Source organism: Hymenobacter gelipurpurascens (assembly GCF_900187375.1).
Lineage (GTDB): Bacteria > Bacteroidota > Bacteroidia > Cytophagales > Hymenobacteraceae > Hymenobacter > Hymenobacter gelipurpurascens.
Window position 1 is genome coordinate 1,119,822 of the sequence record NZ_FYEW01000001.1, and the last position, 15,824, is coordinate 1,135,645.

Consider the following 15,824-nt stretch of genomic DNA (forward strand, 5'->3'; position numbering starts at 1 on the left):
GAGAGCTAAGTGTAGTAACAGCAGTAAAAAAGCAGACTTAAGCACACCTATTGAAAAAGTACCTATGAACTGTTAGTCTTATAAATACTTAAGAATCTAATACCGCACAGTAATATTCCACTAGATTAATCTTAGTAATTATGCAAATCTTTTTTTGGAACAATATTCGGATTTCTCATCTATCAACTTGCTATTACTGATGAAAGTATTACTTGCCATCTCGTTAGGCACAGCTCTGCTGACAATGGCTGCTTGTGAGCAGACCATCAAGGTTAGTGACACTTATACTACGAGAGTGGATAAGCTCAAAGAGAGGGCAGAGAAAGTGCAGGAATTTCGGGATGTTTCCAGGAGCCAGCGAGCCGTGCGGGAAGAACGCGGCGACACACTGTCATTATCCTATGAGGAATTGCAAAAACTATTACCGGCTTCTGTAAACGGTTACACTGCCGCACCCCCTAGCGGGCGGTTGTCGAAGATGAGCAATTTAACCAATTCTGTTGCCAGCAGTGAATTCAAGAAGGATGACACAACTATTAAAGTAGAATTAGTTGACTATAATGGCACATACCATCTGTCCGAAGGCGCGGTTTCTATTTTTGCAATGCTCCCTGAAGGAGAAGATAAACATCAGCTTATCAGGGCCAGCTCTTTGGAAGATGACGGAGTATTGGGAATAGAAATTTTTCGCAAGAATGAACACGCAGCCCAAATTAGTCTGGCTGTGGGTGGGCGCTTTCTGGTGAAAGTAACTGCTGATAAGCAGACGGATTTGGCGCTGGTTGAATCAGTGGCCCAGCAGGTAGATCTAAAGAAGCTGGCAAAACTATAAGCCAACTTGGCAAACCAAACCTCGTGCGGAACCAGCAACTGGCCTAGCGGCTTGCTGGTTTCTCCCGGCGTATAGTTTCTAGGCCACTCTGCACAGCTTACTTGCTCTGCTGAAACCGCTGCGTCGGCTCCCAGACGGTGGTGCGCACGCCCCGCAGAAACCGCCAGAACCCCAGCAGCAGGGCCGCATTCATGCTGTAGAAATGCGTGATAAAGCGCAGCAGGCGCGAATGTGTACCCGTGCGGCGCAGTGCGCCATCTAGCAGCAACAGCAGCGGCACCCCTACCTGGCCTAGCAGCAGCAACTGATACAACCACCCCGCTCCCTGCACTACCAGCACCACGTTGGCCAGCAGCATAAGAACCAACAGCAGCGGCGTGAGCCAGCGCAGCACCTTGTGCGACCAGTACGCAAAGCTGACGCCTCGCCACGGCGGCCACAGCAAGCGTCGGAACGCCACCAAGTTCTGGAAGTTACCGGCCGATATGCGCGCCTTCCGCCGAAACTCCTCCGGCAGCTTATCCGACACGTCCTCGTAACAGACGGCGTCCAGCTCATTAATGGCCCGGTAGCCATCCTGAAGCACGGCCATCGAGATGAAGAAGTCATCAACGAGAAACGACGCCGGCGCCGGGTGGTAGCAGGCCCGCCGCACGGCAAAGCAGCCCCCAAAGGCCCCAATCATGGCGCCCCATACGACGCCTTCCTGGTACTTGATTAGGTTTTCACGCTCCAAATAAGCCTTCTCCTGCCCCGAAATGCCTTCTGCGTGGTGTTCCGGGTTGAGGATGTTGCCGCCGACCTGGCCTACGGCCGGGTTCCGGAAATGCTTCACGAGCTGATACAGCGTATCGGGCGCAAAAAACACGTTGGCATCCGTCAGCACGAGCACCGGTGCGGTGGCCTCCTGGCCTAGCGCCTCTATTACGCCGGGCTTGCCGGTGCGCTGCTGAAAAGGCCGGAACCGTAGGCCAGGGTACTCGGCGGCGAGCCGCTGCACCAGGGCATTGGTGCCATCCTGAGAGTTATCGGAGCCGATATACAGCGTCAGCTTATCCAGGGGGTAGGTGGTCGTGAAAATGCTGCGGATTTTCTGCTCAATCACCTGCTCCTCGTTGTACACGGCCAGCAGAATATCCACGGCCGGCAAATCGGGTGAGTCTGGCGCAAAGACTTGCTGATTCTGGTGGCGGGTGCGCGCCAGGTGGCCTAGCAGCAGTGGGAACAGCACATAGGTGTGCGCCACCAGCAACAAACTCATCCACAGCACGAAAGCCGCCGCCAGCATCATGCGCGCTCCGGCGTAAGAATGGTGTACAAATCCTGGAAGCTTTCCACCACGCGACGGTTATCGTAGAGGCGCGCAATGGTGCGGGCGGCCTCCTGGCCAATGTCCTGCTGACCCAGCTCGCCGCGGTAGTAGCGCCCGATGCGCTCAATCCATTCGGCCGGGTCATCGCAGAGAATAATATCAAAGTTGTCGCGCACATGAATGCCTTCGGAACCCAGGCCCGTGCTGATGATGCACTTGCCCAGGGCCATGCCCTCAATGATTTTGATGCGCATGCCGCCGCCACTGAGCAGAGGAACCAGCATTACCTCATACTGCTGCATAAACGCCGCCGCCGACTCCACGAAGCCGTGCACCGTTACGCCGGGCAGCTTCAGCTCCCGGAACCGCTGCGGCATTTCCTTGCCCGCAATGTGCAGCTCCAGATCGGGGTACTGCGCCGATACCGTAGGCCACACGTTGGCCAGCAGCCAGTCGAGGCCTTCCTGGTTGGGCAGCCAGTCGAGAGAGCCAATCATGAACAGGGTACGGGGCTGGGGCCTGATGGCCGGATTCCGCTGAAAGCGAGCCAAATCGACACCGGCGGGCACAAATACCACCGGCTCGTGGCAACCCATGGCGCGCAGGCGGCGCTGGTCGGGCTCTGTGATGGCCGCCACGGCATCAAACTGCGGAAATATCTGCTGCTCGAAACGGCGCAGGCGCTTGGCCAAGTGGCGCAGATAGAAGCGTTTCAATGGGTTGTGCTCCCGTTCGGCCAGCATCTGCCAGATAGTATACTCCACATTGTGGGCCCGCAATACCACGGGCAGCTCCGGCGCGAGCCGCTTGAGCGGCGCCACGTACCAGGCGGCCAGGCTGCCTTCAATCTGGGCAGCATCAAAGTGCTCGGTACGCAGCAGTTCTACCAGCTTCGCCTCTACTTCCGGGCTCACAAACCGCTCAATATTGTAGGGCAGCTTACTGAACAGCAGGTTCTGGAGGGCTTTCACCGGCGAAAGGCGCGTGTCCACATCCACCGTAAGCAGGCGTACGTTGGGGCCGAGATGGTCCAGTACCGTATCGTCCTGGAAGTGCTTGGGCGTGTTCAGGGCCAGCACCGTGACGCGGTGGCCGGCGCGGGCGAGGCCGGCCGTCACGTCGTACATAGCAATGGCGCCCCCATCAGTAGGCGGATAAGGAACGCGCGGACAGAGCTGCAGAAGGTGCACGGAAGCGGAATACGGGGCGGAAAGTGCGTAAAGCTACAAGGCGGAACGTGAAGATGCGTGGAGAGTGGCCTATCACTGACCGCGTAGCTGAGCCAAGCTCAACAGTATGCCTTATCTACTGAGTTTGCCTTTGTCAGGTATTTCTGAGGACCGAAACTGGTTCATCAGGAGCGTAATCTGCTCATCTGTACCGAGAAACAGAAAGATGTCGCCGGCCTTTGGAATCAGATCAGCAGGCGGGCTGACCATCAGTTCGCCGTCGCGCTGTTTGAGGCCGATGACGGTGGCGCCGGTGCGGGACCGAATGTTCAGGTCGCGGATGCTGAGGCCCTGCCACTCGCGCCGCAGCTCGCCGGTGCTGAGTTCCTCCAGCCGCAGCTTATTGGGTCCTAGGCCACTAATCATATCTAGAAACCGGATTACCTCGGGCCGCATGACCAGATTGGCCATGTGCGAGCCCCCGATTTCGTCGGGCATCACCACGGAGTCGGCGCCGGCGCGCAGCAGTTTGGTTTCGCTGCTTTTGAGGCTGGCGCGGGCAATAATGGTGATACGCGGGTTCAGCTCACGGGCCGTTAAGGACACAAACACGTTATCGGCATCCTTGGGGAGTGCCGTAATGATGGCGCGGGCGCGGGCAATACCGGCGGCCCGCATGGTATCATCGAGGGTGGCGTCGCCGATGACGGCCGGAATAGCTTCGCCGGAATCCTGCACGGCATCTTTCAAGAGACTATCATCCTGCTCCACTACCACAACCTGCGCCCCACTGGCCCGCAGCTCGTGGTAGGCTTTGCGGCCGTTGCGGCCGAAGCCGCAGACGATAACGTGGTCGGAATAGCTCCGGATTTCCTGGTCGTTTTTCAGCATGGCAAACATATTCCGCAGGCCGCCGTCGAAGATGTAGGTGGTGAGCACCGACAACAGATAGGCCAACATCAGGAGGTTGAAGAAGATATAGAACGACACGAACAACCGCCCGGCCGGCGACATGGGGTGCAACTCCCCGAAGCCGACCGTAGACACGGTTATCATCGTCATGTAAAAGGCATCGACGAAGCTGAACTTCTCGATCCACATGAAGCCCCCGATGCCCACGGCAAAGCTGCACGCCGTGAGCACCAGCGCGCCCACAAAGCGGCTCAGATTGAAGCGGTGCCAGATGGCCCGCACGTAGTGCAATGCGCCGGGCGGAATACGATGCGGCAAGTGCGGATCAGACATAGAAAGTCAGGCCTACGCTCAAAAGAAATAGGGTGGTTGAAGGTAACACCAACTCTGGCAGGATGTACTACGCGGGACCTGGCCTACTGCGCGCCGCGCGGAATTACGGTGCCCAACATGCTGGCCAGCTGGTTATCCATCTGCTTGAGCAGCCGAATAGTTTGCAGGTGCTCCATCATGGTATCGTCGTCGAGGGGGTGGCGCAGGGCTTCCAGGCGTACGGCCAGCTCCTGCTCCACGTTCACCTTATTGAGGCGCAAAATGGCATTGTCGCAGGCCACTTGCAGCTGGTCTAGCTCGCGGGGCACGTAAATCTGGTGGGTGGTCCAGTTGGGGCTAAGCTCGTACTTTTCGGTGGCCAGCTCGGCTACCAGGCTTCGGATATCGGAGCGGCTGTGCTGGATGAGGGTGCGCACTTCGGGCCAGCGGCCCTGCTCCAGCTCCTCGCGGCACAGGTGCAGCAAGTCGCCGTAGATGCCGGTCTTGAAGGGCGTGTCATCGAGCTGCTGGAGCAGGTATTGGGCCACACTGACCTCGGGCGCCAGCGGCTGGGGCGAATACAGCAGCAGCAGACGCACCACTTCCCGCTCGCAGGTTTGCTGGGCGTTGGGCACGGGGTCCAGGTCTTCGCGGGGCGAGGCTGTGAGGGCATCTCCCCCGCCAGCCAAGTCCTCGGGCGAGGCGCCGTACATCAGGGCTTCAGCCTCTTCCTCCGGGCTCATAGGCCTAGGGGCCGGACGCGGCGCGGCCCCGCTACCAGAGGGCTGCCCCCCCGTCTGCGCGCTGCCTAGGCCACTCCCGCCGCTGTTGGCGTTACCACCCGTCGCCTTGCCGGACGCGTTGCGCACCAGCTTGTTATACTCCGTGATGAGCACCTGCTCATCAATGCTAAACGCCTGCGAAGTCTGCTGCAGAAATACCTGACGCTTAATAGGGTCGGGCACTTTAGCAATGCTCTGGAGCACTTCCCGAATGGCTTCGGCCTTTTTTACCGGGTCTTGGGCGGCTTCGCGGCTTACCAGGTCGGTCTTGAACTGGATGAAGTCCTGGCTGGCGCCTTCCAGATGCTCTTTGAAGCGCTGGTCGCCTACCTTACGGATGTAGCTATCGGGGTCGTCACCATCTGGGAACAGCACGACGCGCACGTTCAGGCCACCTTCCAGCAGCATGTCAATCCCGCGCAGGGAGGCCCGAATGCCGGCTGCGTCGCCGTCGTAGAGTACCGTTACGTTATCGGTGTAGCGCTTGATAAGCCGGATCTGGCCTTCCGTTAGGGAGGTACCCGACGAGGCCACTACGTTCTTGATGTCGCCCTGGTGCAGGCTCAGCACATCGAGGTAGCCTTCCACCAGGTAGCACTGCTCCTCCGTCCGGATGGCCTGCCGCCCCTGGTACAGCCCATAAAGCACATCCGACTTGTGGTAAATCTCCGACTCGGGCGAGTTGAGGTACTTGGCGGTTTTGTCGTTGGGCTTGAGCGTGCGTGCTCCGAAGCCAATGACGCGGCCCGATACATTATGGATCGGGAACATCACGCGGCCCCGGAAACGGTCGTAGCGGCGGCCGGTGTCGTGGCCCTGGTCGTCTTCTTTGGTGATGACCAGGCCCGTCTTTTCGAGGTATTTGCGCTCGTAGCCTGCTTTCTCCGCCGTCTTCATCAAGTCATCCCACTGATCGAGGGAATAGCCCAGCTCGAAGGTCTTGATGGTGGTCTGGTTGAGGCCGCGCTGACGCAGGTAGCTGAGGCCGATACCCTGGCCTTCCTCGGTGTTGAGCAGCAGATTGTGGTAGTGGTCTTTAGCCCAGTTCGAGACGATAAACTGCGAGTCTTTGTCGTTCTGCGCCAGCTGCTGCTCGGGGGTCTTTTCCTCCTCCTCTACATCAATACCGTACTTTTTGGCCAGGTATTTCAGGGCCTCCACGTAGCTGGTGCCCTCCACATCCATGATGAACTGCACCACCCCGCCGGCCTTGCCGCACCCGAAGCACTTATACAGCCCCTTGGCCGGCGCCACCGAGAAGCTCGGCGACTTTTCGTGGTGAAATGGGCAACAGGCCCACATGTTCTGCCCCTTTTTCTTCAGCGACACAAAGTCGCCGACCACTTCCACGATATCGGCGTGGTGAATAATCTGATCAACGGTTTCCTTCGGGATGCGAGCCATACGCTGCAAAGGTAGGCAGGAACCTGCGTGGAGTAGCGTGGTCTTTGCCACTCGTGCTGCCGCTGCCACGCCTGGGCAGCCCCTCACATACCCAGGCGGCCTTTTTCGGTGGCGTTGCCGCTAGTTTGTACGCGCTTACTGATGAGGTCGGCCTTGCCGAAATTGTAGGTAAAGGCCAGGCGCACCTGGCGCGTATCGTTGTAGTTCATCTCGCTACTGACCACCGGTACCACATTAGAGGAGACCCGGAAATTGGTTTGGTAGAACAAATCGGCTACCGACAGATTGAGGGCGGCGCGCTTGCTGAGGAAGGTTTTTTTTATGCCTACCAGCACGTAGGAATACTGGTCGTAATCGAACATCCCGTTAAAGGAGGGCGAGTTGTACATCCCATACACCCGGCCCGACCAACCGTTGCCCCAGGTAATGGTGTTATCGGAGCTGACGTTGAAATATGTTTTGCGCTTGGTGTAGGCCACTGCCTTATCAAAGGCATCAGGCAAGCGCAACTCCTGGTGCGAGAGGCTGGCACTATTGCTCATCGACCACCATTTGGCTACGGTGACAGGCGCCGTGAGTGTGGCATTGAGCAATTGCTGCTGCCGCAGGTTCTGCTCGGTACTCACGAAGCGCAGGTGGGCAGGCTCGTAGAGGTACACCGAGGAAATAGCGCCGGTGGTATGGGTGTAGGCCACTTGCAGGCCATAGCCCTTGTACAGGTTGTTCCAGGAGAAGCTATGGGCATATTCGGGGCGCAGGGTGGCGTTGCCTCGGTGCGAAGTGTAGGTATCCCAGAACCGCTCATAGGGTATCAGGCTCTCGTAGGCCGGGCGCCGGATGTTCTTGGCGTAGGCCAGGGAAGTGGTGTAATTATCCGTGAGTGTATAGTCTAAACGCAGATTCGGAAACAGGTTGAAGTAGCTGGAATCGATGCCCCTGGTTACGCGGTAGTGCGTCTGCTCGGCCCGTAGGCCACCCTGCAGGGCCAGCTTGCCCCTGGTGTGGTGGAGGCTGAAGTAGCCGGCACCCACCCGCTCCTGGTAGCCCAGCCGCGAAAACGGGTTGGCCGCTTGGGGCACCCACTCTCCCTCCAGCAGATTATCTACCTGCTGGCGGCTTTGGTTGCGGGTATCAGTGTACTTCAGGCCGGCTTCCATCTGCGTGTTGGCGCTCCAGACGCTGGTGTAATCGGCCGCGCCGGTCCAGATGTGGTACGTGGCCGGAATAACGTTGCGGAAGTTGCTGATAACAGCCCCGGAGCTCTCCGCGCCTTCCACCCGCTGGTCGAAGGTCTGGCGCTGCTCGTTGGTGTAGGTGGCGTAGTTGCCGCTTAGCAGCAGGTTAGAACCTAGGCTATCGAGCTTATGCTTATAGAACAGCGTGTAGTTGTGGAAAGCATCTTGCAGAAACACCGTTTCCTGAATGCTGCTGGTCGTGAGGCCGTTATTGGCGGCCAGAGCAGCCCGCAGCCATCCGGCCCCATCGAGGCTGGAGTTCACCAGGTCCAGATCAAAACCCAGGGTGGTGCAGGGGCTGAGGTGGTAGTTGAGGCTGCCGCTGAAGTTGGCATTCTGAATTACCTTGTTCAGGTTGCTCTGCTGGCTCAGGCGGCCCACCGGCGTGCGTCCTTCATAGAACATACGGTGCCCGGTGTTGCGCTCAAACCCACCCCGGTGGGTGAAGCTGCTGCTGGCGGCCAGATCCAGCGCTGGCGTGCTCACGCGTAGGCCACCGTTGAGGCCGCTGCCGGTGCGCTGGCCCTGGCGCAGGTTGACGCCCACATTGGCGGTCCAGCCCAACTCTTTGCTGCGCTTGGTATAAATCTCGATTACGCCACCTGAGGCATCGGCATCATACTTCGCCGAGGGGTTGCTGATCAGCTCGATGCGCTCAATCTGGTCGCCAGGGATGCTGGCCAGCACCGTTTCGAGGTTAGCACCGGGCAGGCGCTTGCAGTTCAGCAGAATTAGCACGTTGCCCTTGCCCCGGAACTTCAGCCGCCCCTCAATGAGCTGCACCGAAGGCGCAGCGGCCAGAATGTCGTAGGCATCGTTGCCGGCGGCCAGCAGGCTGCCCTCCACGTGCATCGTTACGCGGTCGGGCTTCTGCTCGATGAGGGGGCGCTGGCCTGTAATGGTTACGCCCTGCAGGTTTTGCGCCGCCGAGGCCAGACTGATGTGGCCTACATCATGCGTGGCAGTGCCCGCCGCCAGCTGCAGCGGTAGCACGTGGGTGGTGTACCCGAGCATCAACAACTGCAACTGGTAGCTGCCCGCGCTGGCTTTCAGTGAGAAGCGGCCGGCATCATCAGCCAGGCCAGTCTGCACCACTCGGCCCTCAGTGTCTGCAGCCTTCAGCACCACCGTCACGAAACCGAGCGGCTGTTGCGACTGCTGGTCCAGCACGCGGCCCGTTACGGCAACCGACTGGCCTAGGGCTATATTTTCAACGAACAAAAGGCCTACCAGCAGTAGTAGCATGCGGCAGTCAGAGGTGAAGTTCAGGCGGCTGGCAGTATTGCAGAGCAGGTTCATATTCCGGTTCCGTTAACAGAAGTGGAGGATCTGCAACGAAGGAACCGCAACGCCTCCTGAGCCCGAAGTTTATTCGACCAAGCCATGGCCTCACACCACCAAACCACGAGTTGCCACGCGTTTTTGCCCCGCGGAAGTGGCCTAGCGCCATGCAGCAACGGCTGTAGCAGCTTCACCCAACAGGCCCAGACGCACAAAAAAGCCACCGACACGCTGCTGTGTGGAGCAGCGTGTCGGTGGCTTTGGCGAGAAAAGCAGTGTCACTGCTTGGTAATTGGTCAGTTATAAAAGCGCCCTGAATTTCTACCGCCCCCTACAAGCTGTGGCTAGAGGTGGTTTCGGGGATAATCACCACGTAGTCGTAGCCGAGAATGGTAGCTTCCAGCTCGTGGCTGCTCACCTTGAGCTTGTCGCGGAGCAGAGCCGCGCGCAGTGGGCGCAAATCGAATATCTGCCAGGCGCTGCCGGCCTTGGTTTGGGCCGCGAAGGGCTTTATCATGGCTTCCTCAGCGTCAGAATACTTCACAGTATTCTTAACGTCGGCATCCGGCACGCCTGCCCCCAGCTTAGTGCCCTGCTTGCCCATCACGAAGATGTGCAAGGACTTTTGGTCGTGCATATCGGCCAGGTTTTTGGCCAGATTTCCTACATCGTAGATATCGCCCCAAATGCTGCGGCCCTGGCCTACGTGGTAGGCGCCAAACTTAAACAGCATCTTGGGCAGCGGCTGGTTGGCTTGCTGGTAAGGCTGCAGCTCCGCCAGCAGGTTGCGCTTCATGAGGTTGATGCGGGCGAAGTGGCTGCTGCGCTTTCCCGCGAAGCTCTCCTGATATATCCGGTAGCTCGCCACAAAATCATCCACCATTTTCCGGGCCTCAGGGCTCTCCTTTTCGGTGAAAGCGCGCAGGCTGTCGATGCCCGACTGGCCTAGGGCAAACATGGTGATGCCGTTGTATTTGCCCGTCAGCATGGCAGTGTAGTCGCGGGTTTGGTAGGTGCGGGCGCGCTGCTGCAGATACGCCTTGGCGGGCTTGCTTTTTACCTTTTCGGAGAGCACGGTAAAGAACCGGCCCGGAGTCCCAATTCCAACTTGCTCAATGCCCAGAATAGACACGTTTTGGGTGCGCAAGTACCGGGCAAGCTCCATCTCCTCGGCCCAGCTATAAAACGACAACGCCATGGGATACTTCTTGTTGAAAGCGGACGCCAGACCGGGCTGCGTGGCTAGCCGGCTCACATCCTGCGCTTGATATTTGTCGATTTCTGCTACATACAGTGCCGGCTTTAGCTCCCGCGCTACGGCCGTGGCAAAAGCCGGAATCTGGGCCATGCCGTGGTCTTCCCCAATCAGTACCAGCTGGCTTTTCTGGATGTCCTGCTGCAGCTTCTCCCAACCGAGGCCCGTGAACTGTGTCCCGGTTGGGGTAAGGGCAAACTGGTTTTTCTGCACCAGCCGCGTAAACATAGTATCCTGTGCCTGGGGCGTTGTTTGCGCGAAGGCCGTGCCACTGAGCAGGCCCGCCAGCACCGTGCAGGCAAGTTGGCGGAACTGGTGGCCTACGCAGAAACGGGCGGCAGCGGAGCAAAGCGGGAGGCGGAAGGCGGTTGTCATGGGGAGCGGTTTATTTTGGCGAGCGGTAGATTCTGGAACAAAGAAATTGCAGAGCTTTAGCCACCCGAAGTTTATTCGACCAAAGCGCGGCCCCACACCACCAAACCGCGAATTGGTCTGCGCTTTATTTTTATGCCTGCATCCGATTCTACTCCCTTTTTCCGCTGGCAGACCCTGAGTGCGCGCACCACTACCGTGCTGCTGCAGGCGGTGCTGTGGGTGCTGCTGTGCGGTTTCTACTTCGCCTGGTACAACCGGACCAACTACCGCTTTGGCGGCCCCATCTGGTCGCTGGTGCTGTTGCGGCTGACCTTTGCAGTGGTGCTTTTCAATGCGCTGGTGTACCTCATTATTCCACGCTGGCTGCTGCGGGGCCGCTTCTGGTTGGCAGCGCTCGGGGGAGTGCTCCTAATTTATGGCTACGGCCTGTTCAACTTCTGCGGGTATCATCTGGCCGAAACCTATCTGCAGCCACCCGCCCGCCTGGCCCAGTACTACCATGAAATGAACCAGCCGGGCCTGCGCAAGGCCGTATTCAGCTGGCAGGGGCTGCTGGAAATGACCCTAGAAATGCAGGCCAACATGATGTTTCCGCTGGTCATCAGCTTCCTGACCTACGCCCAGGTGGTAGACAGGCGCCGGCTGGCCCTGGAGCGCGACCAGCTGAATCTGGAGCTGCGCTACCTCAAGACCCAGATCAATCCGCAATTCCTGTTCAATACACTTGGCAGCCTGCACGGCTTCACGCGCCACCGCGACCCACGCGCCGGCGACATGGTGCTGCACCTCGCCGACCTGATGCGCTACACCCTCTACGAATCCGACACGGAAACCGTGCTGCTGAGCCGGGAGCTGGAGTTCCTAGATGACTACCTGGCTCTGGAACGCCTGCACGGTCGTGAGCTTGTCAGGATTTCATACACTGCAACGGGTACAGTCAGTACGCAGCGCATTGTGCCGCTGGTGCTGTATCCGTTTCTGGAGCGCCTGTTTGCGGGTCTGGATGCCGCCTCCGTTGCTGATATCACCACCACACTGCATACCACAGAGCATGCCATAACGGCCACATTCACGCGCAGTTCGCCCACCCCGCCGGCAGTGGCCTACAGCACCGATGGCGCCGTACTGGCCGCGCTACGGCGCTTGCAGCTGCAGTACCCCAGCCGGCACCAAGCCAAGCTAACGGAGGAGGCCACGAGCCTGCGCCTAGAACTTCACCTTGATCTGTAAGCCGATGCTGCGCGCCCTTGCTCCTTCTTCCTCTTCCAGGCCGTACTCCGGCCGCACGCGGGTGGCCTTGCATCTGCTGCTTTGGGCGCTGTACATCGGCTTCCAGTACTTCCTGATGCATCTGCAGCCTACGTCGCCGGCCGTCATGCTGTGCTTTATCGCCAAAGATCTGCTTACTGCGGTTGTGGGTTTCTATTTCTTTTCCAATGTAGTGCTGCCGCGGTTTGTGGTGCAGCGGCGGTGGCTGCTAAGCGCGCTCAGCCTGGTGGCTATCTACTACTTCTGGGCGCTGGTTTCGCACGCCACCTATGCCGCCATGGTGCACAGTGGCCTAGAGCTGGGCGAGTGGAGCAGCTATATGCACCGTTCCCTCGATAAAGGCCTATGGGTGGGTGTATTCTCTTGGTACGGCGTGAGCATGGGCCTGAGTGACTTCTTCGTGTTCCCGATGCAGCCCATTCTGCTGCGCTTCATTCTGTTTTTGCTCACCAGCAGCAACCGCAGCCTGCACCTACAGCGCGAAAACCTCCGCCTGGAAGTCAATTTTCTGAAGGCGCAGGTAAATCCCCACTTCCTCTTCAACACCCTCAACAACATCTATATGATGGTGGTGAAGCAGGACGAGCGCGCCCCTGATATGGTAGCGCACCTCTCCCACCTGATGCACTACACCGTGTACGAGTCGGATGCGGCGCTGGTGCCTCTAGGCCAGGAGCTGGGGTTTTTGGAGGCCTATCTGGAGCTGGAACGCCTGCGCTACGGCCAGAAAGTCAGCATCCGGTATCAGCCGCCTGTCCGCACAACCGGCTACGCTATTACCCCGCTCTTGTTCTTTCCTTTTGTAGAAAACGCATTCAAGCACGGCGTCGATAGCAGCCTCGATGCCTCCTGGGTGGCCATTTCCCTGCGCATATTCGATGATGCCCGGCTGCATTTCGAGGTCCGCAACAGCTACAGCCCCGATGCCCCCCAGCGCGAGTTTGGGGGCGTGGGCATTGCCAACGTGCGCAAACGCCTGGCCCTGCACTACTCCCCCGCCGACTATGAGCTCACCATCTCGCACGATGCCGACGCGCATACCTACGGCGTGGCACTTACTATCCTTTTAGAACCCGTTTCGGCAGCCGTAGGCCAGTCCGTTCCCTCTCTCCCAGCCCTTGCTCCTGCCTCATGATTAACTGCCTAATTATCGACGACGAACCGTTTGCTCGCGAGCTGCTGCAGGGCTACATCGCCCAGATGCCCCACCTGCACCTGGTGGCCAGTTGCGAGCATGTGTTTGAGGCCCTGGAAGTTCTGCAGCAACAACGCGTTGATCTGCTGTTTTCAGACATAAACATGCCCCAGGTGAACGGCCTGGAATTCATCCGTTCTTTGCATAATCCGCCCTACGTCATCTTCGTCACGGCCTCGCCCCACCACGCCCTGGAAGGCTACGAGCTGGATGCGCTGGATTATGTGGTGAAGCCCGTTTCGTTTCCGCGCTTTATGAAGGCCGTGAATAAGGCCATGGCTGTAGTGAACAGCCGGCCGGCACTACCAGTAGCGCCAGAGCCGCAGTTTCTGTTTGTGAAAGAGGGCCACTCCTTGCGGCGCGTGCTGTTCGATGAAATCTACTACATCGAGGGGATGAAGGACTACATCAAAATCATTCTGAAAGACCGCATCATTATCACCTATCTGCGCATGAGCCGCGTGGAAGACCAGCTCCCGGCCCGCCGCTTCACCCGCATCCAGAAGTCCTACATCGTCCGCACCGACGCCATTAAGGCCATCAGCGGCAACGAAGCGGAACTTTACGATTTACCCGAAAAGCTGCCTATTGGTAAGCAGCACAAGGAAGCGTTACTGGCGCAGTTTGGGCTGAGCTAGGCCAGTAAAAGGATAAAAAGAAACGTTATCCTGACGAAGCTAAGCGCTTCCTATGCCTGAACGAGTGGCCTAGAAAAGCGCCTGCTGACGTGACAAGATCCTTCCTTCGTCAGGATGACGTGGTGGGTTGGTAGCCTGGCCGCATAGCCGAAACTGTTACTAAATCCTTGGCAACTTCCGCCCGCGTTTCCGGGTTATCTTTGCGCTTTGCATCTGCAATTTCCCGACTGACTATAGTATGGCAACCATTACCAAAGAAGATGTCCTCAAGGCCCTGAGCTACGTGGAGGAGCCCGATCTGGGCAAAGACCTCGTAACGCTCAACATGATTGAGGATGTGGCAATTGAGGGCAACCGCATATCGTTTACGGTGGTCCTGACCACCCCGGCCTGCCCCCTCAAGCAGCTCATTCACGATGCCTGTGAGCGCGCCATCCATACGATGGTGGACAAAAACGCCGAGGTCGTTATCGTGATGACTTCGCGCGTAACCACCATGCGCGAAAACCGCGACCTGCTGCCTGGCGTGAAGAATATCATTGCCATTGCCTCGGGCAAAGGTGGCGTGGGCAAAAGCACCGTTACGGCCAACCTGGCCATTGCGTTGGCCAAAACCGGCGCCCGCGTAGGCCTGGTTGATGCCGATATTTCGGGCCCCAGCATGCCGCTTATGTTCGGCGTAGAGTCGGCTAGGCCACACGTATTCCAGGGCCCCGATGGCAAAAACCTAATTCAGCCCATTGAAGCCCACGGCGTAAAGCTGATGAGCATTGGCTTCCTGGCCCCAGCTGAGTCGGCTATAGTGTGGCGCGGCCCCATGGCTTCGTCGGCTCTGAAGCAGTTCATCACGGAAGTGGAGTGGGGCGAGCTGGACTACCTGCTCCTCGACATGCCTCCTGGAACCTCCGACATTCACCTCACGATGGTGCAGACGGTGCCCGTTACCGGCTCACTCATCGTGACGACGCCCCAGAAAGTAGCGCTGGCCGATGCCGAGAAGGGTTTGCAGATGTTCCGTCTGCCCCAGATCAACGTGCCGGTGTTAGGTATTGTGGAGAATATGGCCTGGTTTACGCCCGCCGAGCTGCCTGACAGCAAGTACTTTATCTTCGGCGAAGGCGGCGGAAAGGGCCTCGCTGCCAAGCACGAAGTGCCGCTGCTAGGCCAGATACCACTGGTGCAAAGCATCCGCGAAAACGGCGACCAGGGTACGCCCGCCATCCTGCAAACCGGTACCGCCGCTGCGGCCGTGTTCGAGCAGTTGGCCGAGGAACTAGCTCGCCAAGTGAGCATCCGGAATGCGGTGGCCCCCAAAACGAACATCGTCGAGATGAACCGTTAGCCGGGGCTGGTTCAACTGACTTTTGTGCTTCAGCTGAACGCTTCCCGAACTTACCCCATCCGCTTTTGGTTGGTTCTTAACCAGTCAATAGCTGTATCTTTACTTGATTTTACTATCCAGGCCACCCCAAAAACAGGCCTAGAAAGCATCATCAGCTTAGCACCAAACCCCGCGATTCATGAATGTAGCTGCCACCGTCGAAGCCCATCCGCCCTGCCCCGCATCGAACAGGCCCTGGATACCATCCGGCCCTACCTGGCCGCCGACGGAGGCAATGTGCGCGTGCTGGAAATCACCGATGATATGGTACTCCGCCTGGAGCTGTTGGGTGCCTGCGGCACCTGCCCAATGTCGCCGATGACGCTGAAAGCCGGCGTAGAGGAATCTGTGAAGAAAGCCGTACCGGAGATTCGCTCCGTAGAAGCCGTGAACGTAACGCCCATGAGCGAGCAGCCCGCCGGCCAGGTTCGGTAAGCCACTTACTCACAAGTAGTACATGAAAAGGGATAGC

General features: G+C 58.4%; 12 protein-coding genes. 6 read left to right on the forward strand and 6 right to left on the reverse strand.

Annotated features, from left to right (window positions below; all coding sequences use genetic code 11):
• Positions 1-199 precede the first annotated feature (199 nt).
• A complete protein-coding gene (locus CFT68_RS04770; protein WP_088842260.1) occupies positions 200-832 on the forward strand; it encodes a hypothetical protein in 633 nt (210 codons plus the stop codon).
• 97 nt (positions 833-929) lie between these two features.
• On the opposite strand, the gene CFT68_RS04775 is transcribed toward CFT68_RS04770, so the two are convergent.
• The 6 genes from CFT68_RS04775 to CFT68_RS04800 all read right to left on the reverse strand — a co-directional run bounded on the left by CFT68_RS04775 (position 930) and on the right by CFT68_RS04800 (position 10,869).
• A complete protein-coding gene (locus CFT68_RS04775) occupies positions 930-2,123 on the reverse strand; it encodes a glycosyltransferase (protein WP_088842261.1) in 1,194 nt (397 codons plus the stop codon).
• Entirely contained in the window at positions 2,120-3,334 is a 1,215-nt protein-coding gene (locus CFT68_RS04780; RefSeq protein WP_141106451.1) for a glycosyltransferase family 4 protein, read from the reverse strand. Before CFT68_RS04780 ends, CFT68_RS04775 begins: the two co-directional genes overlap by 4 nt.
• A gap of 111 nt (positions 3,335-3,445) precedes the next feature.
• Positions 3,446-4,558: a potassium channel family protein gene (locus CFT68_RS04785; RefSeq protein ID WP_088842263.1), complete on the reverse strand. Its 1,113-nt coding sequence runs from the start codon at positions 4,556-4,558 to the stop codon at positions 3,446-3,448.
• A gap of 83 nt (positions 4,559-4,641) precedes the next feature.
• A complete protein-coding gene (gene dnaG, locus CFT68_RS04790; protein ID WP_088842264.1) occupies positions 4,642-6,723 on the reverse strand; it encodes a DNA primase in 2,082 nt (693 codons plus the stop codon).
• Between the two features lie 83 nt (positions 6,724-6,806).
• Positions 6,807-9,257, reverse strand: a complete 2,451-nt coding sequence (locus CFT68_RS04795; protein ID WP_088842265.1) for a TonB-dependent receptor domain-containing protein — start codon at positions 9,255-9,257, stop codon at positions 6,807-6,809.
• A gap of 313 nt (positions 9,258-9,570) precedes the next feature.
• Positions 9,571-10,869 carry a hypothetical protein gene (locus tag CFT68_RS04800; protein WP_088842266.1) on the reverse strand — a complete coding sequence of 433 codons (1,299 nt, stop codon included), beginning with the start codon at positions 10,867-10,869 and terminating at the stop codon, positions 9,571-9,573.
• Between the two features lie 132 nt (positions 10,870-11,001).
• On the opposite strand from CFT68_RS04800, the gene CFT68_RS04805 reads away from it, so the two are divergent.
• The 5 genes from CFT68_RS04805 to CFT68_RS04825 all read left to right on the forward strand — a co-directional run bounded on the left by CFT68_RS04805 (position 11,002) and on the right by CFT68_RS04825 (position 15,787).
• Positions 11,002-12,099: a sensor histidine kinase gene (locus CFT68_RS04805; RefSeq protein ID WP_088842267.1), complete on the forward strand. Its 1,098-nt coding sequence runs from the start codon at positions 11,002-11,004 to the stop codon at positions 12,097-12,099.
• Between the two features lie 4 nt (positions 12,100-12,103).
• On the forward strand, positions 12,104-13,273 hold the full coding sequence (locus CFT68_RS04810; RefSeq protein WP_088842268.1) for a sensor histidine kinase: 1,170 nt from the start codon (positions 12,104-12,106) through the stop codon (positions 13,271-13,273).
• Positions 13,270-13,971, forward strand: a complete 702-nt coding sequence (locus CFT68_RS04815; RefSeq protein WP_088842269.1) for a LytR/AlgR family response regulator transcription factor — start codon at positions 13,270-13,272, stop codon at positions 13,969-13,971. The genes CFT68_RS04810 and CFT68_RS04815 overlap by 4 nt, the downstream gene beginning before the upstream one ends.
• A gap of 238 nt (positions 13,972-14,209) precedes the next feature.
• Positions 14,210-15,313, forward strand: coding sequence for an Mrp/NBP35 family ATP-binding protein (locus tag CFT68_RS04820; protein WP_088842270.1), 1,104 nt, complete (start codon positions 14,210-14,212; stop codon positions 15,311-15,313).
• A 213-nt stretch (positions 15,314-15,526) separates the two neighbouring features.
• The gene (locus tag CFT68_RS04825; RefSeq protein ID WP_088843675.1) at positions 15,527-15,787 is read left to right on the forward strand and encodes a NifU family protein; all 261 of its coding nucleotides are present in this window, start codon (positions 15,527-15,529) and stop codon (positions 15,785-15,787) included.
• The last annotated feature ends 37 nt before the right edge of the window (positions 15,788-15,824 follow it).

Bases quoted from the DNA above. Each gene is read 5' to 3' on its own strand.
- CFT68_RS04770 (WP_088842260.1), top strand. From the start codon at position 200: ATGAAAGTATTACTTGCCATCTCGTTAGGCACAGCTCTGCTGACAATG.
- CFT68_RS04775 (WP_088842261.1), bottom strand. From the start codon at position 2,123: ATGATGCTGGCGGCGGCTTTCGTGCTGTGGATGAGTTTGTTGCTGGTG.
- CFT68_RS04785 (WP_088842263.1), bottom strand. From the start codon at position 4,558: ATGTCTGATCCGCACTTGCCGCATCGTATTCCGCCCGGCGCATTGCAC.
- dnaG (WP_088842264.1), bottom strand. From the start codon at position 6,723: ATGGCTCGCATCCCGAAGGAAACCGTTGATCAGATTATTCACCACGCC.
- CFT68_RS04795 (WP_088842265.1), bottom strand. From the start codon at position 9,257: ATGAACCTGCTCTGCAATACTGCCAGCCGCCTGAACTTCACCTCTGAC.
- CFT68_RS04800 (WP_088842266.1), bottom strand. From the start codon at position 10,869: ATGACAACCGCCTTCCGCCTCCCGCTTTGCTCCGCTGCCGCCCGTTTC.
- CFT68_RS04805 (WP_088842267.1), top strand. From the start codon at position 11,002: ATGCCTGCATCCGATTCTACTCCCTTTTTCCGCTGGCAGACCCTGAGT.
- CFT68_RS04810 (WP_088842268.1), top strand. From the start codon at position 12,104: ATGCTGCGCGCCCTTGCTCCTTCTTCCTCTTCCAGGCCGTACTCCGGC.
- CFT68_RS04815 (WP_088842269.1), top strand. From the start codon at position 13,270: ATGATTAACTGCCTAATTATCGACGACGAACCGTTTGCTCGCGAGCTG.
- CFT68_RS04820 (WP_088842270.1), top strand. From the start codon at position 14,210: ATGGCAACCATTACCAAAGAAGATGTCCTCAAGGCCCTGAGCTACGTG.